The following is a 23546-nucleotide window of genomic DNA, read 5'->3' on the forward strand; positions in this document are numbered from 1 at the left end:
TCACCCACGCTTTGAAGTATCATTTTGGTAAATTATCTGGATTTTCGCGTCACGAAATGCGAATAGTCGTTTCGAATAAATGGCTTTGCATTATAAGAATTCTTCTGATTGACTCTCCAAGGCAGCCTCGCACGTAGTTGTCAGCACGTTGCGTAAACCACAATGAGAGGGTTTATGCATGCCTTAGGAGCTTCTTTGGACCTGTTATTAGATGCTGATGATATTCACGCGTCGTATGATCAACGGCGCATCCTCAAAGGTGTGGGGCTTTCGTTGCATCGCGGCGAGATCCTGGGGTTGATTGGGACCAACGGCGCCGGCAAGACCACCCTGATGGGCGTCCTGGCCGGTTCCGTCAAGCACGACCATGGACGGATCACCCTGGCGGGTGAAAAATACATGCCGGATTCCATCGCAGAAGCGCAGGCTTGCGGAGTGGGGCATATTCCCCAGAACTTCCACATAGACCCGGAACTGACCATCACCGAAGCCATCTTTCGCGGAACCTTCCAGTCGGGCCGGCCACACGCGGAACTCCGCGATCAAGCGGGCAAGCTCATCCGGGACATTGGTATCACCATGGACCCCGACGCGAGGGTCGGAACGCTGATTCGAGCCGAGCAGGCCTTGGTGGAGGTACTCCGGATGGTGGCCGAGGAAGCCCAACTGGTGATCATGGACGAAGTGGCCGCGTCACTTCCGGACCACGATGTCGCGGTTTTGCATCAGGTCCTGAGAATGCTCACACGGCAGGGCCGGGCCATCATCTACATCACCCACCGCCTTGATGAGGTCCGTTCCATAGCCCACCGTATTGCTGTTATGCGCGACGGTAAGGTGCACAAGATCGTGGAGGCCAGCAAGACCGACGTCGACGAACTTGCCTTCCTCCTGCTGCAGCAGGAACTGGAGCGGATTTCCCGGCCCTCCGGCCCTGCGGCCGGGGGAGAGGCCTTGCGGATCTCCCACCTCAGCGTGGAGGAGAAAGTCCGTGATGCGAGCTTCAGTGTGGCCAAAGGCGAAATTTTCGGACTGGCAGGAACCCACAGATCGGGCGTCTATCAACTGATATCAGCCCTGGCGGGTATCCGCCCCTGCACTTCGGGAGAGATCTACGTGAACGGAACCCACGTCCAAATCCGCGGGCCCCAGGACGCGCAGCGGTTGAAGATCGGTTACTCGCCGGATGCGGCCTTTACCCTTGGTCCTGGGACGAGCATTGCGGAAGGGCTTCATCAGGGCGCCGGGGCGGGCGCTGAAAACCTTCGGGATGAGATCACCCACCTGAGGAATGTGGCTGACGTTGTTCACCGCATGCGCATCAACACCACCAACATCCAGGGCGCCCTCTCCACTTTGTCCGGCGGCGACCGCCAGAAGGTGGAACTGGCCCGATGGATCTCCAGCGACTGTGACATCCTGATTCTCAGTCATCCCAGCCGCGGGATTGACGTTGGAGCCAAAGAGGTTGTGTACAAGATGTTGACGCAGCTCAGCAAGACTGGTGTCGCCATCATTCTCCTGTCCTCAGACCTCTCGGAGATGGTCAACTGGTGCCACCGGATTGGTGTCATGCGGGACGGGGAACTTGTCACCATTGAGGCCAACGCCAATACCAATGAGGATGTTTTGGTGCACCATATGCTGGGCGTCAAGTTCGAATCGGGGGGCAGCGCGGCCCGCCGCGCGAAAGTCTGACGCTTCCTGAAACACCGGCGAATGAAGGGGGGCGGCTGCGATATTCGCAGCCGCCCCCACGGTTAGCACCGGAGATCAGATGGCAATGGCCTTGGCGATGTTATTGAGCTTGTGCCGTGCCAGCGCCAGGTTGGCATAGGTCCGGTCCAGCACGAGGTAGACAAAGAGCCCCTTGGACCCCGCCGAGTTCAGGACATTGATGAGATGGTACTGCGAATCCAGGGTGATGAGGACGTCCTCGATGGAGCTGTCCAGTCCGAGGTCGGCCATGGTTCGGAGCTTGGAGCTGACAACATTGGAGTTTCCGGCAGCAGCGACGCCCAGATCGAAGCCTGGGTTGCCGCCCTGCGCCAGCGCCATTCCGCTGGTGTAGTCAACAATGGCCGCGCCCGTGGCGCCTTCTATGGCGAGCAGTTCTTTCGTAGCTTCGTCAAGTGAGCTCATGATCAGTTCTTCCTGTTCTGTGGTTTCATCACTGGCAGCCATGAAATAGACGGACGGAACTTCCTGGTAGGCGGGCGCACCGGGGCCGGAATCCCATTGATTGGGAGCCATTCCCGTTGCCACCGCGTCAGGGTGCCGCTCGCGAATGATCTCGTGGAGCGGTGTTGGAAGGGGTTCAAATCCTTCGCTGCGTTTCCACCATTTCCACGTACGCTCCGAACGGTTCACTTACTGACCCTGCACTTCCGTCATTCAGACTGCCGTATGTTCTACGGATTTCTTCGTCGAGTTTTTCACTCTACACATGAATTACGGGGATAACGGAAAGAGCGTTCATTTCCATCGAATCCTTGGCAAAGAATGTGCTATTAATGACGATTTGATAAATAGTCAGAATAACCGCGTCACGAAATACACATTGTTGTTTCACGCGACAGGCAACCAGGGGGTGCAGATGAGGCATCACTTGTTTTTGGGCGCGCTGAAGCGGATTGCCGCAAAGTGCAGCTGGCCGCGGGTCACCGCGGCGTGGGCACAGCAGGAGTCAGACGTTGGCGATGTGCCGTACGGCGTCAAGGTAAGGCATGTTGATTGCAGCGTCCGCTACCTCACGAACTGCTGGTTTGGCATTGAAGGCAATACCAATTCCTGCCGCACTGAGCATGTCCAGGTCATTGGCGCCGTCGCCCACTGCGATGGTGTGCTCAAGACTGATGCTCTCCGCTGCTGCCCACTCACGCAAGTACTTCTCTTTGGCCGCCCGGTCGATCACAGCGCCAAGCACCTTGCCCGTCAACACGCCGTCGATGATTTCGAGCTCATTGGCGATCCAATGGTCCAGTCCAAGGTCTGCGGCAATGGGACGAAGAATCTGGTTGAAGCCGCCGGACACCACGGCAACAACGTGGCCTGCTTCCTTGAAGGCGGCGACGAGTTCTGCAGCACCAAGGCTGAGGCGCACCTCTTGCCGGACTGACTCGACGACCGCCACGGGCAACCCTGCGAGCACGGCAACCCGGGCATGGAGACTCTGGGCGAAGTCCAATTCACCGCGCATGGCGGCCTCGGTGACAGCAGCGACTTCCTCGCGCTTGCCTGCGTGGGCTGCCAGCAATTCAATGACTTCCTGCTGGATCAGCGTGGAATCGACATCCATGATGAGGAGCTTCCGGGTGGCCTGGCGCAGGCCCTCGGGAACAATGGCTGTATCAAAGCCGTCACTGGCTGCCGCAGCAACGTGCCGCCGAACGGTTGCAAGATCCGCCAACGTGTCCGTGCCCGCAGCAAGACCGGCCGTCATGACACTGAAACGATGATCGCCACCCTGTGATTCCGATGACACCTCGACGCCGGCGTCAGCAAGTACCCTCCGAAGGCCAACGAGGGATTCGGGGGACAAATGCACGCCATAGCTGACTGCAGCCAAGTTCGAAGTCATGGCGTCAATCCTACTGAGCACTTCCTGTCCGCCCGAATTCATTTCGACTGGCAAACACTGCTACGTGACCGGTTATCAGTCATATGGATTTTTGTCCTAGTGTCTACTGCTATGAGTGATGTTCTGGAATTGGCTTCCGTCAGCGTTGTCCGAGGCAAGAAGACCCTGCTGGACAAGGTTGACTGGCAGGTCAACGAAGGGGAGCGCTGGGTCATTCTGGGACCGAACGGCGCAGGCAAGACCACCCTTCTCCAAATTGCCGCAGCCCGGCTCCACCCCAGCAGCGGAAAGGCCGGGATCCTGGATGAGGTCCTGGGTCGCGTTGACGTCTTTGAACTCCGCCCCCGGATCGGACTCTCCTCGGCCGCACTTGCTACCCAGATTCCCGAGCACGAGAACGTCCTGAACGTGGTGGTTACCGCCGCCTACGGTGTTACCGGACGGTGGCGTGAGGGCTACGAGCGCGACGACGAACGTCGCGCCTTTGGGCTGCTGAACGACTGGGGGATGGGCCCGCTGCTCAACCGGACCTTTGCCACGTTGTCCGAAGGGGAGCGCAAGCGTGTGCAGATTGCCCGCGCCCTCATGACGGACCCCGAACTGTTGCTCTTGGATGAACCGGCTGCGGGCCTGGACCTCGGCGGCCGGGAGGAACTGGTCCATAAGCTCGGCGAGTTGGCCGGCGACGAAGCCGCACCCGCCATGGTGCTGGTCACCCACCACCTTGAAGAAGTGCCTCCAGGGTTCACCCACGCCATGCTGCTTCGCGAAGGTGGAGTGGTCGCTGCCGGCCCCATCAAGGAAGTCCTCACCGACGAACACCTGAGCACCACGTTCGGCCTTGCCCTGGATGTCTCGGAAAACGGTGGCCGTTACACTGCCACCGCCCGCCGCTAGAGCGGTCCGGTAGCCAACAGTGGAGATTCTTAGCAGCATCCTGGTCTTTTTTGCCGGCTTGTGGGCCGGCACCATCAACGCGGTAGTCGGCTCCGGCACGCTGGTGACCTTCCCCGTGCTCATCGCCATCGGCATCACACCCGTGGTTGCGTCCATGAGCAACGCCATGGGCCTGGTGGCTGGCACAGCAGCAGGGGCGTGGGGTTACCGCCGCGAGTTGGCCGGCAGGGGACGGCAGCTGATGAAGCTGCTGCCGGCCTCACTGCTGGGCGGCATCACCGGTGCTTGGCTGTTGCTGCATCTGCCGGAGAAAGTCTTCCACTACGTAGCGCCCGTCCTGCTTGTCCTGGCGCTCCTGATGGTGCTGTTCCAGCCCAAGCTGCAGGCCTGGGTGCGCAGCAGGGAACAAAACCCCGAACATGCCATCCGGGACCGCAGCCACGGCATCCTCCTGGTGGTGCTTGTCTACCTCGCCGGCGTCTACGGTGGCTATTTCGTGGCGGCGCAAGGGATCTTGCTGGTAGGCATCCTCGGTGTGTTCCTCACGGGAACCATGCAAAATGCCAACGCCATGAAGAACATCCTGGTGCTCGGTGTCAACATGGTGGCAGCAATCTCCTACCTGATTTTTGCTTTCGACCGCATCGAATGGCTGGTGGTCCTCCTCATTGCCGTGAGCTCCACCATCGGCGGCTTGGTGGGATCAAAGGTTGGCCGGAAGTTGTCCCCGCGCGTCCTCAGGGCCGTCATCTTCACCCTGGGGATAGTGGCCCTGGGCTTCATGATCGCCAACCTGCTGAAATAATCACCCGGTGAGATTCCACTACCTTGAGTCCGCGGATGATCCGCGCGTGACGGACTACACCACCCTCACCGATGTGCACCTGCGGAAGTTGCGCGAGCCGGAAGAAGGCATGTATATCGCCGAATCCTCCAGGGTCCTGCGCAGGGCACTGGCGGCCGGGCACCAGCCCCGCTCCTTTTTCCTGGCAGAGAAGTGGATGGAAGACCTCGACGACGTTTTCCAGGCATATCCGGACGTTCCGGTGTTTATCGGCAAGGCTGCCTTGCTGGAGGAAATCACGGGATTCCACCTGCACCGCGGTGCAATGGCGGCAATGCACCGGCCGGCCCCTGTTCCCCTGGAAGTGCTGCTGGCCAACGCGCGGCGCGTGGCCGTGCTCGAGGACATTGTTGACCACACCAACGTGGGAGCCATCTTCAGGTCCGCTGCTGCACTTGGCGTGGACGCTGTCCTGGTCTCTCCACGCTGTGGAGATCCGCTCTACAGGCGCAGTGTCCGGGTCAGCATGGGAACGGTCTTCCAGGTTCCCTGGGCACGCCTGGAAAGCTGGCCTGACGACTTGTTCCGCCTCAAGGAGCAAGGCTTCACCGTGGCAGCAATGGAGTTGACCGAGGACGCGGTGGATCTGGATGATCTTGCGGCGAAGCAATATTCCAAACTGGCCTTGGTGCTCGGTACAGAGGGTGCCGGCATGAGCCAGGACACGTTGGCCGCGGCGGACCTCGCAGTCAAGATTCCCATGCGTGCCGGCGTTGACTCACTCAACGTCGCCGCTGCCTCGGCGGTGGCCTTCTGGGAACTCCGCCCACGGGACTGACCGGCGGTTCGTCTGGCGGGGCGCTTTCCGCTATGATTGGTTGTTGGCCCGGCAGCTGGATTATTCATCCTGCAGCAACCGGACCACCTCCATTCATACCTGGCAACTGGCAAAATCCAGTTGCGTGAACAAAAGGTCCCATTATGAAGTCTGATATCCACCCGAAGTACGAAGCTGTTGTTTTCAACGACCTGGCTTCCGGTACGCAGTTCCTGACCAAGTCCACCGTGTCTTCCTCGAAGACCATCGAGTGGGAAGACGGAAACACCTACCCGGTTATCGACGTCGAAATCTCTTCGGAGTCCCACCCGTTCTACACGGGCAAGCAGCGCATCATGGACTCCGCTGGCCGCGTCGAGCGCTTCAACGCCCGCTTCAAGGGCTTCGGCGGCAAGAAGTAACCACTTCACCCCAAGGCTTTCAAGGCCCGCATTGCTGGATCTCCGGCGATGCGGGCCTTTGCGTTTTCCGGCAAGATGGAACGCATGACTTCCAGCCCTGGGCAGCGACCCACCCTCAACGACGCCGACCACCCCTTTCACGGCGAATATAAAGTTCCCGGCGGCAAACTGGTGGTGGTTGACCTGGACGTCGTGGCGGGGAAGTACGCCAACGTCTCGCTGAGCGGTGACTTCTTCCTTGAACCGGACGAAGCCCTGCAGGCCATCAACGCCTCACTCACCGGACTTCCGGACAGCTCAACGGCAGCAGACATCGCCGCAGCCGTCACGGCCGGGCTGCCCAAGGATGCCGTCCTGTTTGGGTTCTCCGCGGAAGCCGTAGCTGTCACCGTCCGCCGTGCACTGGCCAAAGCCACCAGCTGGGCGGACCACCAGTGGGACGTCATCCCGCCGTCCGTGCTGCCCACCCAGGTGAACGTCGCCCTGGACGAGGTCCTCACTGAAGAGGTAGGCGCCGGATTGCGCAATCCTACGCTGCGCTTCTGGGACTGGGAGGAGCCATCCGTGGTGATAGGCAGCTTCCAGTCGGTACGCAACGAGGTGGACCCGGAGGGTGTAGCCCGCCACGGCATAACCGTGGTGCGACGCATCAGCGGTGGCGGCGCCATGTTCATGGAAGCCGGCAATTGCATCACCTATTCGCTCTACCTGCCCCAGACCCTGGTGGACGGCACCAGTTTTGCCGACTCCTATGCTTTCCTGGATGCCTGGGTGATGGCAGCCTTGGAGAAACTGGGCATCACGGCTTTCTACGTTCCCCTCAATGACATCGCTACCGAACAAGGCAAGATCGGGGGCGCAGCCCAGAAGCGCCTGGCGAACGGTGGCATGCTGCACCACGTCACCATGAGCTACGACATCGATGCCGACAAAATGGTGGATGTTCTTCGCATCGGCAAGGAAAAACTCTCGGACAAGGGGACACGGAGCGCCAAGAAGCGTGTTGATCCGCTTCGACGCCAAACGGGGCTCGCCCGCGCGGCTATCCTCGCGGCCATGCAGGAGGTCTTCGCGGAACGCTATGGCGCCGAAGAGTCCCGCCTCACCGAGGCCGAGCTCGGTGAGGCCAGGAAACGTGTAGAGGCCAAGTTCGGCACCGACGAATGGTTGAACCGGGTTCCGTAGCCGGCCGGTGGGAACTACCCCACGGCGGCCTGTGCCGTGAGTGCCCGCAGCAAGTGGCTTCGCTGCTCGATGACTATCCGGCGCAGGGCGCGGGGAGCGTCAGCGTGCGCCTTCAGCCAAGCATCCGTCCGTACCAGCACCGGATGTTCGGCGGGCTGCATGCCCTCGCTCAAGTCCTGGGCGCCCGGGAACAATCCGCGCACAATCCTGCCGGCAATCTCGATGCTGCGTTCCGCCCATACCTGCTCGAGACAGTCGAAGTAGCGTTCCACATACGGTTCCAACAGGAACCCTGGGGCCGTGGAGAAACCCGTGATGGTTGCGCTCAGGATCTCGTTGGAGAGCCCAGGGCTGTTAACCATGGAATCCCACGCAGCTGCCTTGACTGAGGCATCCGGCACGGCGGCCGATGCCAGAGCATGGCCCTCCCTGCCGGACGCTGTCGTATCGGCCTGCAGTTCCCGGTCCAGTTCGGCACGTGACGCCTGGCCTTGGGCGGACAGGGCCTGCCAGAAGCTCCACCGCAGTTCTGCGTCCACCGCAAGTCCGTCAATGACAATGTTGCCTTCCAGGATTCCGCGCAGCAAAGGAAGTTCAGTGTCCCCATGCCGGGACACGTCTGCCAAGGTCCTGGCCCATGCCAGTTGTTGGTCTGAACCGGGGGCTGCTGCCTTCATCCTGGCCGCCACGACTGCGAGGAAATCCTTGCGTACCCCTTCACGGGCTGCCGCCGGAACGTAGCGTTCAATGGCGCCGGAGGCATTGCCAAGCACGTTCAACAGGACCCCAATGCCGGTCTCCGAGGAGGCAAACTGCTCCACTGCGGCCACGTAGCGCACGGCGGGCGTCACACCGTCGCGGGCAGAATCCCACAATGCGGTCCAGCACAGGGCGCGGGCCATGGGATCGGTGATTTTGTCGAGCGACGTCCGGACCGTGTGTTCGGAATCCGGATCCAGGCGGACCTTGGCGTAGCTCAGGTCATCATCGTTGACCAGAAGCAGGGCTGGACGGCGCTTGCCGTTCAGTTGGGGCACCAACGTGCTGGGCCCTGTCACGTCCACCTCATGGCTTTCGGACCGGACGAGCCGGCCCGAAGCATCAGCGTCGTACAGGCCCAACCGCAACCGGTGGGGTCGGAGTTCCTGATGTCCCGTGATGGGGTCAATGGCATCCTGCCGAAGCGTCACGGCGCCAAAGACGCCGTTGTCGTCCACGATTTCTGCCGAAATCGTGGAGATGCCGGACGTCTGAAGCCATTGACGGGCCCAGTCTCCAAGGTCCCTTCCTGATGCGGTGCTGAGTGCGCGGAGGAGGTCCTGGAGAGAGGTATTGCCGAACGCATGGTCCCGGAAGTACTGACGGGAGCCGGCAATGAAGGCATCAAAGCCTACGTAGGCCACCAGTTGTTTCAGTACCGAAGCGCCCTTGGCATAGGTGATCCCGTCAAAGTTCTGCTTGGCTGCTTCAAGGTCCGGGATGTCGGCCACAATCGGGTGCGTGGTGGGCAGCTGGTCCTGGACATAGGCCCAGGCTTTACGCTTATTGGCGAAGTTCACCCATGCGGTGTCCCAATCGGTGGCACGGTCCACGCCAAGTGTCCCCATGTAGTCGGCGAACGACTCCTTGAGCCAGAGATCGTCCCACCAGTTCATGGTCACGAGGTCGCCGAACCACATGTGGGCCATCTCGTGCATCAAGGTGTTCGCACGGGCCTGGTACTGGGCATCGGTGGCGCGGGAGGCGTAGACATACTTTTCCGTGAATGTGACCAACCCGGGATTTTCCATGGCTCCGAGGTTGTATTCGGGCACGAAGGCCTGGTCATACTTACCCCACGGGTAGGGGTAGTCGAAGAGGTCGTTGAAGAAGGCCAGCCCGCTCTTGGTCAACCGGAACAGTTCTCCGGCATCGAAGGAGTCCGCCAACGAGGCCCTGCAGAAAAGTGCCAGCGGCACGTCAAGGCGGGTGTCGTCGTCGAGCGTTACGCCCCAGTGGTCAGTTGCCTTGAAGTAGGGTCCCGCCAGGACGGTGGTGATGTACGTGGACATGCGTTGGGTTGTGGCGAAATCCCAGCGCGCGGCGCGGGTGTCACCGGCCTCCGGTGTCCGCAGTTCCTCAACTCCGTTGGACGCAACTTCCCAGTTTGCCGGAGCGATCACGTGGAACGTAAATTCGGCCTTGAGGTCCGGCTGTTCGAAGTTGGCGAAGACCCGGCGGCTGTCCGCAGGTTCGTACTGGGTGTAGAGATAGCACTGTCCATCGGCGGGATCAACAAACCGGTGCATGCCCTCGCCTGAGCGGCTGTAAAGCCCTGTTCCGGTTACGGTGACCGTGTTCTCGGCTGCCAGTCCGGCCAGGGTGATCCTGTCGCGGTCCACCACCGATCCGACGTCCAACGCCTGGCCGTTCAGCACCACGGACTGCACGCCGCCATGGATGAAATCCAGGAAGGTGGCAGAGCCTGGCTCAGCGGAGAAAGTGATGGTGCTGGTACTCGGATAACCGGAGACGGCGGGATCTTCCGCGTCGCGGACATCGAGGGTGACGTCGTAGCTGTGGGTGGTGATCAGGGCTGAACGGGTAGCGGCTTCATCGCGCGATAGATTGTGATTCGACACACAGCTATCTAATCATGATCAAGGCGGCGCCCAGGCCCAGCGATGCGATGAGCAGCCAGGAGCCCAGGGCTACCAGAACAGCCCGCCCTCCGGTGTGGATCAGGGTCCGTATGCGCACGGCTGAGCCCAGTCCAAAGAGCGCCGTCGCCAGCAGAATGTCCTGGACCGCTGCCGCGATCTCCAAGCCCACAGGCGGGGCCCAGCCCAACGACCGTACGGCCACCAACGCGAGGAAGCCCGCCACGAACAGAGGGACAATCGGCGGAAACCTGCTCTCCATTCCGGCCGTTCCATTGGCGCGTTCCCGGAAATGGAGAACCCGCTGATGAAGCCCCGCGGTGGCAGCTATCGGTGCCAGCAGGACAACCCTGGTCAATTTCACGACGACGGCGATTGCCAACGCCGAAGTCCCGGCGGTTTGGGCGGTGGCTACCACCTGGCCGACGTCATGGACGGAGGCCCCTGTCCATGCACCGAACTGCCCAGGGCTGAGGCCCAAGGGGTGCATGAGCAGGGGAAGAACCCCAATGGCCAACGTGCCGCAGAGGGTCACCAGCGCTACTGGCAGGACCGTGTCCTGGTGCCTGATCCGCCGCACTGCAGCCATGGCCCCGATCGCCGATGCGCCGCAGATGGAAAAGCCTGTGGCAATCAACAACGCCGCCTCGCGAGGGAGACGCAACAAGCGGGCCAGGCCATACGTTCCTGCGAAGCTCACCAGGACCACCCCGGCGATCAGCAGCAGTGCCACCCATCCAAGTCCAAGGACATCGCCCATGCTGACCTTGAGTCCCAGCAAGACAATGCCTGCACGCATGAAGTGTTTCCCCGCGAAGTCGAGCCCCGGGCGGGCGCGCCCCGCCGTGAGGACAGCCGTCCCCGGTATATTTGCTGAGAGCAAGCCCAAGGCGACAGCGAGCGTCATGGCCGGAACCGCCGGAAACACGGCGTGGATTGCGAAGGCAAGACCCGTAGCGGCGATGCTCAGGACCAACCCGGGCCCCAGCCGGGACAGCTGGGGCGTAAGACTGTTGAAGGGCATGCCATAACCCTGCCGGATGGGGGCACGGAAAGGCGAACCGGGAGCACCCGGAAACCGCGACACAATCAGTGCGTAATGCGCTCGACTCAAAAAGGTGATTGTCTAATTCCCATGTCTGACCTATTCCAGGATTACTCCGAGGCCGCTGCCCGCAGCGGCGCCTATGACGAGATGTTTGCCCCCGGCCACGTTGCCAGAAAATCCTACGGTCAGGTTTCCGGCGCCTTGCGGGAGCTGTCCCTGGCCGATGTGACCGCCCGGGCCGACTCCATGGCGCGCACGTTCCTGGACCGCGGAGTCACCTTCGACTATGCGGGGGAGGAGCGCCCGTTCCCGCTGGACATCGTTCCCCGCGTTATCCCTGCCGACGAATGGGACGTCCTGGAACGCGGGGTAGCCCAGCGGGTCAAAGCACTGGAGGCTTTCCTCAACGACGTCTATGGACGCATGGCGGTAGTCACCGATGGCGTGATCCCCCGGCAACTCGTCACCACCAGCGCACACTTCCACCGGGCAGTCCATGGATTCGAACCATCCGGCGGTGTGCGTGTCCATGTCTCGGGCATCGACGTCGTCCGTGATGCTGCCGGGACCTTCAGGGTGCTTGAGGACAACGTCCGCGTTCCCTCCGGCGTCAGCTACGTTCTGGAGAATCGCCGGGCGATGGCCAAGGGCCTTCCGGAGGCTTTCGGCCAGCAACACATCCGTCCTGTGGAGGAATATCCCCGGCGGCTTCTCTCAGCACTCCGTAAGACAGCTCCCGCGGGCGTGGACGATCCTACGGTGGTTGTCCTGACGCCCGGCGTGTTCAACAGCGCCTACTTTGAACACACGCTCCTTGCCGGCCTCATGGGCGTGGAACTGGTGGAAGGCCGCGACCTCATCTGCCGCGGCAACCGGGTCTACATGCGGACCACTGCGGGCGAACAACGCGTGGACGTCATCTACAAGCGCATCGATGACGACTTCCTTGATCCGCTCCAGTTCCGTTCCGATTCCATGCTGGGTTGCCCTGGCCTGGTCAATGCCGCACGTGCCGGGGGAGTGACAATAGCCAACGCTGTGGGCAACGGCGTAGCTGATGACAAGCTCGTGTACAGTTACGTCCCTGACCTGATCCGGTACTACCTTCACGAAGAGCCGATCATCGCCAACGTTGACACTTTCCGGCTTGAGGAAAAGGAAGCCAGGGAGCATGTGCTGGACCGCCTTGACGAACTGGTGGTGAAGCCCGTGGACGGTTCAGGCGGCAAGGGACTGGTCATAGGACCTGATGCCACGAAGGACGAACTCGATGCCCTGCGCAAACGGGTTATTGCCGATCCGCGCGGATGGATCGCGCAGCCTGTCCTGCAGCTGTCAACCGTGCCGACGCTTTCCGGGGACAAATTCGGACCCCGTCACGTTGACCTCCGTCCCTTCGCTGTCAACGACGGCGACGACGTCTGGGTCCTCCCCGGCGGACTGACCAGGGTGGCACTCAAGGAAGGTTCCTTGATAGTGAACTCCAGCCAGGGCGGCGGCTCCAAGGACACCTGGGTGTTGGCCGACTCGCCGAAGCTGCCCGCCGAGGTCATCCCGCGCCAGTCCGTCACCGTCCGTGAACAGGTCTCTGTATGGCCCGTCGAAAGCAATTGGCGTGACCGCCAAACGGAGCAGCAACAGTGACCCCGATCCACCACCACTTGAACTTCGACCTGCACCACTCGAAGGAGGCAGTTCCATGCTGAGCCGTATTGCTGAGTCTCTTTTTTGGATCGGACGCTACGTAGAACGCGCCGATGGTACGTCCAGGATCCTGGATGTGCACCTCGAACGACTGAACCACCTGCCCCTCGAGGAGCAGCGGAGCGTAGCCCGGGAACTCCTTGCCGTGATGGGTGCCAAGCCCCAGAGCGAGGACTTCGGACTCCCTGAACTCCTGCATGCCCTCGCTTATGACAAGCAGAGCGCCTCCTCCATTGCCGGTTCACTGGGGGCTGCACGCGAGAATGCACGGCGCGCCCGGGAAACTGTTTCGCAGTCACTTTGGGAAAGCCTCAACACCACCTATTACGGCCTCAACCAGCATCGCAAGGATGTGGTGGGAACCTACCGTTTCTGCAACTGGGTCCTCGAACGGACAGCAATGGTCCGCGGTCTTGCGGACACCACCGTCAGCCATGACGAGAGCTGGTTGTTCATGGTGTTGGGCCGGTCCCTGGAACGGGCGGACATGACTGCCCGCATGCTCTCAACGCGCGATGTCCAGTCTGCGGGTATGTCGTGGGTCAACATGCTCCGATGCGCGGGCGCCTATGAGTCGTTCATCCGTACACGCAGGGCTGCCTTCGGAGACCAGCACGCCGCGGAATTCCTGCTGTTGGACCGTTTGTTCCCGCGGTCAATCGTCTATGCCCTGCGCGATGCCGATGAATGCCTCGCGAAACTGGACCCGTCAGCCCAGCGTGTGGGCTTCATCAACGATGCCCGGCGCATTGTTGGCCAGGCCCGCACGTTCCTCGAGTTCCACCGCACAGACGACCTCATGTCCGAGCTGCCCGAGCACATGGAACGTGTGCAGAAGGCCGTGACGCAGGCGTCCGATGCGATTTCCCGTAAGTACTTCAATCAGGCTGATGAGCATGCCTGGGTGGGAGAAGTTTCATGACCCGGCTGAGCATCGTCCACAAGACGGCTTACAAGTACAACCGCCGCGTGACGTTGTCCTATAACGAGGCCCGGATGACGCCCCTCACCGACGGCCAGCAGGTGGTTCTCGAGTCCTCGCTGAAGGTCTCACCCCATCAGGCGTCCGTCAGCACCTACCGTGACTACTGGGGTACCAGGGTCACGGCATTCGATATGCAAATGCCGCATGAGAGCCTTGAGGTCCTCGCCACGGCCACCGTGGAAGTGCACCGCACCGAACGCGTGGCAGTCGAGGACGACATCGTCGGATGGGACGTCATTGCTTCGGACAAGGTCCAGGACGAGTTCAGCGACTGGTTGCCCCAGTCCAGGCTCAGTGGGCCGGGCGAGGAGGTCCTGAACATTGTTCCCGGCGTTGTGGAGGGTAAGAATCCCCACGAGGCAGCCTTGGCGGTGTTCGCCTGGATGGCCGGTGAGATGACCTATATGAAGGGCACCACCGGGGTGACGACGAATGCCGAGCAGGCGTGGTCCCAGCGCCAAGGCGTGTGCCAGGATCTGGCACATCTGGCCATTGGGGCATTGCGCTGCAGTGGCATCCCTGCCCGCTATGTTTCGGGGTACATCCACCCAAGGTCCACGGCCGACATTGGTGAAACCGTTGCGGGACAGTCACACGCGTGGCTGGAATGGTGGGATGGGGAATGGCGCAGCTGGGACCCCACCAACCACAAGCCTGCAGGCGATTACCACGTCACGGTGGCGCGGGGCCGAGACTACCGCGATGTTCCCCCACTGAAGGGCATCCTGTCCGGTGGCGGCGGCTCGGGACTCTCCGTTTCGGTGGAGATCACGCGCCTCGCGTAGGAGTTCAGTCGCGGAGGAGTTTAATTACAGATAAGGCCCTTAAGAGCTGCTCTTAAGGGCCTTATCTGTACAGAGACTCCAGATTTTCTACCAAGGCGAGGGCTTGTAGTCCTTCAGGAAGACACCGTACTGGTCCTCGCCCTTTTCGCCCATCACTATGGGGTCGTAGACTCTCGCGGCACCATCCACCAGATCCAACGGGGCATGGAAGCCTTCTTCCATGAGCCTGACTTTGGTGTAGTGCGGGCGCTCATCGGTGATCCATCCGGTATCCACCGCGGTCATGAGGATGCCATCGGAATCCAGCATTTCCTGGGCGCTGGTCCTGGTCATCATGTTCAACGCAGCCTTGGCCATGTTCGTGTGGGGGTGTCCGGGGCCCTTGTAGGCACGGGAGAACTGTCCCTCCATGGCCGAGACGTTGACGATGTACTTCCTGTGGGCCGTCGACCGCTTCATGGCTTCCCGAAGGCGGCTGACCAGCAAGAATGGCGCAGTGACGTTGCACAGCTGGACCTCGAGCATCTCCAAGGGATCCACCTCATCCACCACTTGGGTCCAGCTGTTGATCGAGGCGAGGTCGGGGACCAAGCCGCCGGCGTCGATCGCTGTTCCGGACTCGATCCGTTCCAGGGACGCGGACCCGGTGGAGAGCGCCAGAGAGGTAATCGCATCGCCCGCCAGGACAGGGTGCTCGGTGACGCTGCTGGCAAGGGCCAAGGGATGTTTGTCATGGGCATGGCCGAACGTGACCAACTCCGGGCCACCATTGGCAGCGTCAAGGGCGGCAGGCAACGGCTCGTCCTCGGCGTCGACCAAGGGCTTGTAGGCATTGCCGGAGCGCCGAACCGTCTGGGCTGCGTTGTTGATGATGATGTCCAGCGGGCCAGCCTCGTTGAGGGAGTCCGTCAGAGCCATGACCTGCGCCGGGTCGCGGAGGTCAATGCCCACGATCCGTAGCCGGTGCAGCCACTCGCTGCTGTCTTCCATGGCGGCGAAGCGACGGGCTGCGTCCTTGGGGAAACGGGTGGTGATGGTGGTGTGGGCGCCATCCCTGAGCAGGCGCAGCGCGATGTACATGCCGATCTTGGCGCGTCCGCCGGTCAACAGGGCCCTGCGTCCCGTGAGATCCGTGCGGGCATCGCGCTTGCTGTGGCTGAAGGCCGCGCATTCAGGGCAGAGCTGGTGGTAGAAGGCATCAACCTGCGTGTAGTGCTTCTTGCAGATGTAGCAGGGACGCGAGCGGATAAGGTGGCCTGCGACCTCACCCGTGACGGAGGGGGCCAGCTTGTTGCCACGGGTTTCGTCGTCAATGCGGTCCGGAGCGGCGGTGGCCGTCAGGGCAATGACGGCCCGGTCAGCCTCGGCGATGGAGTCGCGCTTGGTGACCCGGCGGTGCCGCTTGACGGCTTTGAACATCTTGCCGGTGGCACGGCGGACTGCAACGTAGTCCGGGTGCTCCTCGTCATAGACGTGGATCGTGGTCAGAACCTTGAGGCAGGCCTGGATCTCTTCAGGCGTCAGATCGGTGGAGCTCATTGACCTGATTTTACAGCCTTGGGAGCCAGTGGCCTGCCTCGGGTTCTGTCGGCGTCAGTCGGGCGTCCAGCGCTTAGTGCGAGGCGCCCTGCGCTGCGGCATCCGCTACGCGTGACTGGATTCCTGCTGCTACTTTTTCGGCAGAGTCGCGGATGTCCGGATCATCATGGGTGGCGGCCTTGACAGCCTCGGGCAGTCCACGGCGGTGTTGCGCGGACAGCGCGAGCTCGGCCTCGCCGGGCTCGGGCACAACCTGGCCCTTTGCCAGCACGGTGATGCCTGACTCCGTCACCTTGTATCCCCGCGCCTTATCCAGGGCTGGGTCCAGGCCGATGGCCGCACCAGCAGGAACCTTCACGTTCTTGTCCAGGATGGCCCGCTTAATCACGGCGCCTTCGCCTACCCGGACCTTATCCATGAGGACGGAGTCTTGGACACGGCTGCCGGCGGCCACGTAGGCGTCGTTGGAGATTACGGAACCTTCAACGATGCCACCGGAGACCACCACGCCGCTGGCAACAATGGAATCGAGGGCCGTACCCACTGTGTTGTTCTCGCCTCGGACAAACTTTGCCGGGGGCGAGATGCTCTGGCGCGTGTAGATCGGCCACTCGGAGTTATACAGGTTGAAGATCGGCACGGGGGAGATGAGGTCCATATGGGCGTCATAGAACGAGTCGATGGTACCGACGTCCCGCCAGTACGTGCGGTCCCGATCCGTGGCTCCCGGGATGTCGTTGAGCGTGAAGTCGTACACGCCCGCTTCCCCCTGGTCCACGAAATACGGAATGATGTCCCCGCCCATGTCGTGCTTGGTATCGAGGCGCTCTGCATCCACATGCAGGGCTTCAACCAGGGCGTCTGCGTTGAAGACGTAGTTGCCCATGGAGGCCAGGAACTGCGTGGGATCTGCTGCCAGCCCGGGGGTGCTGGCCGGCTTTTCCACAAAGGCGGCGATTTTCTGGGGATCGTTCTGGTCTACCTCGATCACGCCGAATTGGTTGGCCATGTTCAGGGGCTGCCGCACAGCAGCAACCGTCGCTTTGGCGCCACTGGCAATGTGCTGCTCCACCATTTGGGAGAAGTCCATGCGGTACACGTGGTCAGCGCCGACCACAACCACGATGTCCGGGGCGTCGTCATGGATGAGGTTCAGCGATTGGTAGATTGCGTTGGCGCTGCCAAGGAACCAGCTCTTGCCCACGCGTTGCTGCGCGGGCACAGAAGCTACATACCGGCCCAGTTGCGTTGACATACGCCAGGTCTCCGAGATGTGCCGGTCAAGGCTGTGCGATTTGTACTGCGTCAGTACAACGATTTTCAAATATCCCGAATTAACAAGATTGGATAGTGCAAAGTCAATCAGCCTGTAGCCGCCTGCGAACGGAACCGCGGGCTTGGCCCGATCCGCCGTCAGCGGCATGAGTCGGTTGCCTTCTCCGCCTGCCAATACGATTGCCAGAACTTTCTTCAACGCCATGGTCACAGCTCCCCGTACGTCTTCGTATCCCCCAAAAGTCCGATTTTCCGGACTCTTTCACACTAGAACACATACGCCGGAACGACTACGTTGGTTAGCGTGCGAATAGACATTGTGACTAAAGAATTCCCTCCGGAAATTTATGGCGGTGCCGGTGTCCACGTTGCCGAGCTCAGCCGGGTGCTGGCAAAGCACGTCGACCTTCACGTGCGGGCCTTCGGCGCGCTGCGTGAGACCGACTATCACGGGGCTTCGGTGGCTTCCTACGCCACCCCCGAAGACCTCGGCGACGCCAACCCAGCCCTTCAAACCCTGGGCGTGGACCTGAGGATCGTTCCGGATATTGCGGGAGCGGACCTGGTCCACTCGCACACCTGGTATGCCAACATGGCGGGCCACCTCGCCTCGCTGCTGCACGGAATTCCCCACGTGCTCAGTGCCCACAGCCTTGAGCCTCTCCGCCCGTGGAAGGCTGAGCAGCTGGGGGGCGGCTACGCGTTGTCCTCCTGGGTGGAGAAAACGGCCTATGAGGCAGCAGCGGCGATCATCGCCGTCTCCGACGGCATGCGTCAGGACATCCTCCGCAGCTACCCCGACGTGGATCCGGACAAGGTCCGCGTTGTCCACAACGGCATCGATGTGTCCCTCTGGGAACGCGATGAAGAGGACGATGCCATCCGAGCACTGGGCATCGATCCCGCCAAGCCCAGCGTGGTCTTCGTGGGACGCAACACCCGCCAGAAGGGGGTACCGTACCTGCTTCGCGCGGCGTCCAGCCTTCCTGACGACGTCCAGTTGGTGCTGTGCCTGGGAGCCGCCGATACCCCCGAGCTTGCGGCCGAAACTGCACGGCTCATCGAGGAACTGCAAACCAAGCGCCAAGGGGTCGTCCTCATCGAGCGGATGCTGCCCCGGAAGGAACTTATCCAGGTGCTCAGCCATGCCACGGCGTTCGCCTGCCCTTCTATCTACGAGCCCCTGGGCATCGTGAACCTCGAAGCCATGGCATGCGGCGCGGCGGTAGTGGCCAGTGCCACGGGCGGCATTCCGGAGGTGGTCCAGCATGGCGAAACCGGGCTGCTGGTACAGCTGGAGCAAGTCACCGACGGAACAGGGACGCCCCTTGACCCGGAGAAGTTCGTCAGCGACTTCGCGGCTGCCTTGAACGAGGTGGTGGCAGATCCTGCACGTGCCCGCGACATGGGCATTGCGGGGCGCCGCCGCGCGGAAGAGCACTTCTCCTGGGAGTCCATTACGGAAACAACGTTGGAGGTCTACCGCTCGGTCCTGCGCTGAACCACCAGCGCCGCTACAGCGGAAGACAGGAAAACACGACGGCGCCGCCCCCTTTGGTGGGGACGGCGCCGTCGTGCTGTTCAACAGTTCCGCAGCTGTTAAGCGCGTGGCTGCCCGGGTCTGCTAGCGGGTTTTGGACGCCTTCAGTGCAAGAAGGGTTTTCTCGTCGGCGGGTGCGCTGCCGCTGGCCCGCTGCTCACGGAAGTGCTTCCGCGCCTCGTCCTGACGGGTGGATTCTGCGCCGGTCGCGATCGAGGCCCGCAGGTGCTCAGGTCCGTAGCCGAAAGCATCGACGAGGTCCACAGCGTGCGGGCGGATCTTGACGAGCAACCTGTTGATGTACGTGCCCACCGTTCGGCCACGCTGCATCGAGAGCCGTCCGTTCATGAGGTACCAGGACAGGTGCTTTTCAATCAGGGACAGCCCGAAGAGGTCACGCAGCCACGTCAAGACACGCTTGGTTCCCTCATCGGAGACCTGTGCCAGGGCTTCTGTGAAGGCCTCCCACTGGAGCAGTTCCGCGTGCGCCTGGGCGGCTTCGATGAGCTCGTTCTGATGCTGGTTGAACAGTGCCGCGGCCTGGTGCTGGGGAAGTTTGTTGGCTCCCTTGAGTGCAGCACCGACCTCGGCAACCATGGACTGCACCCGGTCGGCGAGCAACGTCCGCTGGCCTTCCTCGTCCCGCAGGGCCAGGGCGGCTTTCTGGACTGACCCCGTGTCGGCCACGAACTGGGCAACCTGGCGAAGCCCCGTCCGGTGGAGCGCCACTCCGGCCGCCTGGTCCACCACGTAGCGGGCAAGGACACCAAAGTCTGCGCTGCGGAATTCCTTGGCGTAATCGGCCAAAAGACGCTTGGCCACCAACTGCAGCAGCACGGTGTTGTCGCCCTCGAACGTGACGTACACGTCAAGGTCCGCGCGGAGGGAAGCAAAGCGGTTTTCGATCAGGAATCCGGCGCCACCGCAGGCCTCGCGGCATTCCTGCAGCGTGTCCAGGGCATGCCACGTGCTCAGCGGCTTGAGAGCGGCGGCCAACGTTTCAAGGTCCTGCCGGTCGGCGTCGGTGTCATGCGCACCGGAGAAGACGTCGTCGAATTTCTGCAGGAGCTGCTCGTGCGCGAAACTGGCCGCATAGGTAGTGGCCAGCCGGGTGAACAGCCGGCGCTGGTGCCGCTGGTAGTCCAGGAGTACTTCCTCGTCGGTTGCCGAGGAGGCGTTGAACTGACGGCGTTCAGTGGCGTACTGGATGGCAGTCTTCAAAGCAACCTTGCTGGCAGCAACCGCTGCTCCGTCCAGGGAAACGCGTCCTTGGACGAGGGTGCCAAGCATGGTGAAGAAGCGGCGCCCCGGGCTCTCGATGCTGGAGGAGTAGGTGCCGTCCACAGCCACATCGCCGTAGCGGTTCAGCAGGTTGGTGCGCGGGATCCGTACATTTGTAAAGTGCAACCGGCCGTTGTCGATGCCGTTGAGTCCACCCTTAATGCCGTCGTCTTCACCGCCGATGCCCGCAAGGAACTCCTTGGTGGCTGGATCACGGAGTTCCACATAGAACGCATGGACGCCGTGATTGACGTTCCTGGTGATCAGCTGGGCGAACACCACTGCGGCGAGGCCGTCGTTGGCAGCATTGCCGATGTAGTCCTTCCACGCCGCCCGGAAAGGTGTATTGATGACGAATTCCTGGCTGGCTTCGTCGTACGTCGCCGTGGTGGCGATGCTGGCAACGTCAGAGCCGTGGCCGGTCTCGGTCATGGCGAAGCACCCGGGAATCTCCAGGCTCATAATGCCGGGGAGCCATTTGTCCTGATGTTCCGTTGTGCCGAGGTGCATCACGGCAGAGCCGAACAGGCCCCACTGGACGCCGGCCTTGATCTGAAGTGACGGATCGGCGGTGACGATCTCTTCGAAGCCGGCGATGTTGCCGCCATGATCGTCGGAGCCACCCAACCGGGTGGGGAAGGCACGATGGACAGTGTTGTTGTCCACCAGGAACTTCAATTGCTCGAACACGCGGGCGCGGTGCTCGGTGTGGTGCAGTCCTTCGATCTTTTGTACCGCCGGATTGCCTGCCACTTTGCGGGCCTCGTGGCGGATGTGTGCCCACTTGCCGAGAAGCTGCTCTCCAAGCGAGGCGACGTCCACCGCAGGCTCGGCGCCAGTAGCGGCATCCTTGCTGCCTGTGGGGTGCTGGGCCGATGCGGTCCGGTCCACTACTTCAGTCATGTTGCTTCCTTCTTTGGTTTCCGACAACTGATGAGTCATTGCTGGTGTCAGGTGGATGTCTTGAGCGCTGGAGCAATGCCGAGGCACAACCAGTCGGTGATTTGAGCTGCCATGGTTTCCTGGTCCGGCTTGGCGTCGCCTGCCGGGCTCCCCAGCCACATCTCTCCGGCGTTCCTGACGAGGCCGATGGCGGCGGTGGGCCAATAGACAAGCACCGCTTCCTTCTCTTCGCCCAGGTACTCCCGCATGGGGGTGGCGATCATTTCAGTGATTTGCTCAAAGAAGTTCCCCAGCGCTCCCGAGGCGGCAATGGCGTCCTGCGCTGACGCTTCACCTGGAGTAAGCCGGGTAATGAACGCATACACGTGGGGGCTTGATTCGGCCATCTGCAGGTAGGCGGAGACCATGGCGAACAACCCTTCGCGGGGAGTCGATGCCAGCTGTGCGGCTTCCTGCATGCGGCGCTGCATCTGCCCCAGCACTACCTCGCCCATGGCTTGCTGAAGTCCCGCTTTGTCGCCGAAATAGCGATAGAAAACAGACTTCGACGTACCGGCGGCTCCCGCTATGTCCTCCATGGACGCATCACTACCGAGCCTGTGAACCGCTTTGCGCGCTTGCCTGATGAGTTCGGCACGCCGCTCCTCGCGGTGGGACTGCCAACGGGCAGTCCGGCCGTCGACGACGGTATTCTGCGCATCCGCTGCGGCACTGGCGAATTCTTCGTGGCGACTGTTCACGATACCCAGCGTATCAGGTACGCTGGGTATCAGTAACTGGCATTGATCGAAGGAGACCAGCATGGCTGCAGCAGACGTCACCACGGGTGGGACCCGGGAACCGGCTTCCACCCCCCAAGCACCACGCAAGGCGGTCATCGTGGGCGGCAACCGCATCCCCTTTGCCCGCACAGGAGGCGCGTACGTTAAGTCCTCCAACCAGGACATGCTCACCGCGGCGCTGGAAGGCTTGATCGCCAGGTTCGGGCTGCAGGACGAACACATTGGCGAGGTTGCCGCCGGAGCGGTGCTCAAACATTCGAGGGATTTCAACCTCACCCGCGAAGCCGTCCTCGGCTCAGCGCTGTCACCGGAAACTCCCGCCTATGATCTGCAGCAAGCATGCGCGACCGGGCTTGAAACGGTGATCGGGTTGTCCAACAAGATCAAGCTGGGGCAAATTGAGTCAGCCATTGCCGGTGGGGTGGATTCGGCATCCGACGCCCCGATCGCCGTGAGCGAGGGACTGCGTGAGATCCTGCTGGATCTCAACCGTGCCAAAACCCCTATCCAAAAGCTCAAGATCATCGGCCGCATCCGCCCCAAGGACCTGGCACCTGATGCACCGAACACGGGTGAGCCGCGCACCGGTCTTTCCATGGGGGAGCACCAGGCACTCACTACGGCGCAGTGGAAGATCACCCGCGAAGCCCAGGATGAACTTGCTTTCAACAGCCACCGCAATCTTGCTGCCGCTTATGAACGCGGCTTCTTTGATGACCTCATCACTCCCTACCGCGGCCTCAACCGCGACTCCAACCTGCGCGCAGATACCACTTTGGAGAAACTCGGATCGCTGAAGCCGGTCTTCGGCAAGAACCTCGGCGCGGAGGCGACCATGACGGCGGGCAACTCGACGCCACTCACTGACGGCGCATCCACCGTCCTGCTCGCAACGGGGGAGTGGGCCGACGCCCACGGCCTGCCTAAGCTCGCGACGGTCCTGGACGGCGAAGCCGCCGCAGTGGACTTCGTGCACGGTAAGGACGGCCTCCTCATGGCGCCCGTTTTCGCAGTTCCGCGCCTGCTGGCCCGTCATGGCCTGACGTTCGAGGACATCGATTTCTTCGAGATCCACGAAGCATTCGCCGGCACGGTCCTGAGTACACTCGCTGCCTGGGAGGACGAAGACTTTGGCCGTACCAGGCTCGGACTCGATGGAGCGCTCGGAAAGGTTGACCGGGCAAAGCTCAACGTCAACGGATCGTCGTTGGCTGCCGGGCACCCGTTCGCCGCTACCGGTGGCAGGATTGTGGCAAGCCTTGCGAAGATGCTGCATGAGAAGGGCTCCGTGGACGGGCGTCCGGCCCGCGGCCTGATCTCCGTTTGCGCCGCAGGCGGCCAGGGCGTCGTTGCCCTTCTGGAAGCAGCATAGGGGGAACT

Annotated in this window: 19 protein-coding genes; 11 read left to right on the forward strand and 8 right to left on the reverse strand. The window is 61.9% G+C overall.

Annotated features, from left to right (window positions below):
* Positions 1–195: 195 nt before the first annotated feature.
* Positions 196–1698: a sugar ABC transporter ATP-binding protein gene (locus AYX22_RS11105; protein WP_207593541.1), complete on the forward strand. Its 1503-nt coding sequence runs from the start codon at positions 196–198 to the stop codon at positions 1696–1698.
* 75 nt (positions 1699–1773) lie between these two features.
* Here AYX22_RS11105 and AYX22_RS24070 read toward each other — a convergent pair whose 3' ends face one another.
* On the reverse strand, positions 1774–2370 hold the full coding sequence (locus tag AYX22_RS24070) for a hypothetical protein (RefSeq protein WP_242703305.1): 597 nt from the start codon (positions 2368–2370) through the stop codon (positions 1774–1776).
* 316 nt (positions 2371–2686) lie between these two features.
* Positions 2687–3580, reverse strand: coding sequence for a phosphoserine phosphatase SerB (gene serB / locus AYX22_RS11115; RefSeq protein ID WP_207593542.1), 894 nt, complete (start codon positions 3578–3580; stop codon positions 2687–2689).
* Positions 3581–3691: 111 nt separating this feature from the next.
* Between serB and AYX22_RS11120 the strand changes: the two genes are divergently transcribed.
* The 5 genes from AYX22_RS11120 to AYX22_RS11140 all read left to right on the forward strand — a co-directional run bounded on the left by AYX22_RS11120 (position 3692) and on the right by AYX22_RS11140 (position 7685).
* Positions 3692–4477, forward strand: coding sequence for an ABC transporter ATP-binding protein (locus AYX22_RS11120; protein WP_207593543.1), 786 nt, complete (start codon positions 3692–3694; stop codon positions 4475–4477).
* Between the two features lie 19 nt (positions 4478–4496).
* Positions 4497–5282, forward strand: coding sequence for a sulfite exporter TauE/SafE family protein (locus AYX22_RS11125; protein WP_207593544.1), 786 nt, complete (start codon positions 4497–4499; stop codon positions 5280–5282).
* A gap of 7 nt (positions 5283–5289) precedes the next feature.
* Positions 5290–6099 carry an RNA methyltransferase gene (locus AYX22_RS11130; protein WP_207593545.1) on the forward strand — a complete coding sequence of 270 codons (810 nt, stop codon included), beginning with the start codon at positions 5290–5292 and terminating at the stop codon, positions 6097–6099.
* A gap of 143 nt (positions 6100–6242) precedes the next feature.
* A complete protein-coding gene (locus AYX22_RS11135; RefSeq protein WP_017200906.1) occupies positions 6243–6500 on the forward strand; it encodes a type B 50S ribosomal protein L31 in 258 nt (85 codons plus the stop codon).
* A gap of 84 nt (positions 6501–6584) precedes the next feature.
* Complete coding sequence (locus AYX22_RS11140) at positions 6585–7685, forward strand: biotin/lipoate A/B protein ligase family protein (RefSeq protein ID WP_207593546.1); 1101 nt, start codon at positions 6585–6587, stop codon at positions 7683–7685.
* A 14-nt stretch (positions 7686–7699) separates the two neighbouring features.
* Here AYX22_RS11140 and pepN read toward each other — a convergent pair whose 3' ends face one another.
* Positions 7700–10306 (reverse strand): aminopeptidase N, encoded by a 2607-nt coding sequence (gene pepN / locus AYX22_RS11145; protein WP_207593547.1) that lies wholly within the window; start codon positions 10304–10306, stop codon positions 7700–7702.
* A 4-nt stretch (positions 10307–10310) separates the two neighbouring features.
* On the reverse strand, positions 10311–11348 hold the full coding sequence (locus AYX22_RS11150) for a putative sulfate exporter family transporter (RefSeq protein WP_207593548.1): 1038 nt from the start codon (positions 11346–11348) through the stop codon (positions 10311–10313).
* A 111-nt stretch (positions 11349–11459) separates the two neighbouring features.
* On the opposite strand from AYX22_RS11150, the gene AYX22_RS11155 reads away from it, so the two are divergent.
* Genes AYX22_RS11155 through AYX22_RS11165 form a run of 3 tightly spaced genes read left to right on the forward strand, consistent with a single transcriptional unit; the run spans position 11460 to position 14846 of the window.
* Positions 11460–13016 (forward strand): circularly permuted type 2 ATP-grasp protein, encoded by a 1557-nt coding sequence (locus tag AYX22_RS11155; RefSeq protein ID WP_207593549.1) that lies wholly within the window; start codon positions 11460–11462, stop codon positions 13014–13016.
* A gap of 55 nt (positions 13017–13071) precedes the next feature.
* Positions 13072–13998, forward strand: coding sequence for an alpha-E domain-containing protein (locus AYX22_RS11160; RefSeq protein WP_026540668.1), 927 nt, complete (start codon positions 13072–13074; stop codon positions 13996–13998).
* Positions 13995–14846 (forward strand): transglutaminase family protein, encoded by an 852-nt coding sequence (locus AYX22_RS11165; RefSeq protein WP_207593550.1) that lies wholly within the window; start codon positions 13995–13997, stop codon positions 14844–14846. The genes AYX22_RS11160 and AYX22_RS11165 overlap by 4 nt, the downstream gene beginning before the upstream one ends.
* Positions 14847–14933: 87 nt before the next feature.
* Here the strand turns inward: AYX22_RS11165 and AYX22_RS11170 are convergent, their stop codons facing one another.
* Positions 14934–16385 (reverse strand): SDR family NAD(P)-dependent oxidoreductase, encoded by a 1452-nt coding sequence (locus AYX22_RS11170; protein WP_207593551.1) that lies wholly within the window; start codon positions 16383–16385, stop codon positions 14934–14936.
* Positions 16386–16458: 73 nt separating this feature from the next.
* A complete protein-coding gene (gene glgC / locus AYX22_RS11175) occupies positions 16459–17871 on the reverse strand; it encodes a glucose-1-phosphate adenylyltransferase (RefSeq protein WP_172322769.1) in 1413 nt (470 codons plus the stop codon).
* Between the two features lie 93 nt (positions 17872–17964).
* Here glgC and glgA point away from each other — a divergent pair, with 93 nt between their 5' ends.
* Positions 17965–19161, forward strand: a complete 1197-nt coding sequence (gene glgA / locus AYX22_RS11180) for a glycogen synthase (RefSeq protein ID WP_207593552.1) — start codon at positions 17965–17967, stop codon at positions 19159–19161.
* A 123-nt stretch (positions 19162–19284) separates the two neighbouring features.
* Here the strand turns inward: glgA and AYX22_RS11185 are convergent, their stop codons facing one another.
* Together AYX22_RS11185 and AYX22_RS11190 are read right to left on the reverse strand one after the other, a co-directional pair.
* Positions 19285–21384: an acyl-CoA dehydrogenase gene (locus AYX22_RS11185; protein WP_207593553.1), complete on the reverse strand. Its 2100-nt coding sequence runs from the start codon at positions 21382–21384 to the stop codon at positions 19285–19287.
* A gap of 47 nt (positions 21385–21431) precedes the next feature.
* Positions 21432–22187, reverse strand: a complete 756-nt coding sequence (locus AYX22_RS11190) for a TetR/AcrR family transcriptional regulator (RefSeq protein WP_207597554.1) — start codon at positions 22185–22187, stop codon at positions 21432–21434.
* Between AYX22_RS11190 and AYX22_RS11195 the strand changes: the two genes are divergently transcribed.
* Positions 22186–23538 (forward strand): acetyl-CoA C-acetyltransferase, encoded by a 1353-nt coding sequence (locus AYX22_RS11195; protein ID WP_207593554.1) that lies wholly within the window; start codon positions 22186–22188, stop codon positions 23536–23538. The genes AYX22_RS11190 and AYX22_RS11195 overlap by 2 nt on opposite strands.
* Positions 23539–23546: the final 8 nt, after the last annotated feature.

The sequence above is a fragment of the Arthrobacter sp. D5-1 genome (assembly GCF_017357425.1).
In the GTDB taxonomy this organism is placed as follows: domain Bacteria; phylum Actinomycetota; class Actinomycetes; order Actinomycetales; family Micrococcaceae; genus Arthrobacter.

What these genes read in the sequence shown, in the direction of transcription:
- AYX22_RS11170 (WP_207593551.1), bottom strand. Translation starts at nt 16,385, where the DNA reads ATGAGCTCCACCGATCTGACGCCTGAAGAGATCCAGGCCTGCCTCAAG.
- AYX22_RS11155 (WP_207593549.1), top strand. Translation starts at nt 11,460, where the DNA reads ATGTCTGACCTATTCCAGGATTACTCCGAGGCCGCTGCCCGCAGCGGC.
- AYX22_RS11160 (WP_026540668.1), top strand. Translation starts at nt 13,072, where the DNA reads ATGCTGAGCCGTATTGCTGAGTCTCTTTTTTGGATCGGACGCTACGTA.
- AYX22_RS11135 (WP_017200906.1), top strand. Translation starts at nt 6,243, where the DNA reads ATGAAGTCTGATATCCACCCGAAGTACGAAGCTGTTGTTTTCAACGAC.
- AYX22_RS11195 (WP_207593554.1), top strand. Translation starts at nt 22,186, where the DNA reads ATGGCTGCAGCAGACGTCACCACGGGTGGGACCCGGGAACCGGCTTCC.
- serB (WP_207593542.1), bottom strand. Translation starts at nt 3,580, where the DNA reads ATGACTTCGAACTTGGCTGCAGTCAGCTATGGCGTGCATTTGTCCCCC.
- AYX22_RS11120 (WP_207593543.1), top strand. Translation starts at nt 3,692, where the DNA reads ATGAGTGATGTTCTGGAATTGGCTTCCGTCAGCGTTGTCCGAGGCAAG.
- AYX22_RS11190 (WP_207597554.1), bottom strand. Translation starts at nt 22,187, where the DNA reads ATGCTGGTCTCCTTCGATCAATGCCAGTTACTGATACCCAGCGTACCT.
- AYX22_RS11165 (WP_207593550.1), top strand. Translation starts at nt 13,995, where the DNA reads ATGACCCGGCTGAGCATCGTCCACAAGACGGCTTACAAGTACAACCGC.
- AYX22_RS11185 (WP_207593553.1), bottom strand. Translation starts at nt 21,384, where the DNA reads ATGACTGAAGTAGTGGACCGGACCGCATCGGCCCAGCACCCCACAGGC.
- AYX22_RS11140 (WP_207593546.1), top strand. Translation starts at nt 6,585, where the DNA reads ATGACTTCCAGCCCTGGGCAGCGACCCACCCTCAACGACGCCGACCAC.
- AYX22_RS11150 (WP_207593548.1), bottom strand. Translation starts at nt 11,348, where the DNA reads ATGCCCTTCAACAGTCTTACGCCCCAGCTGTCCCGGCTGGGGCCCGGG.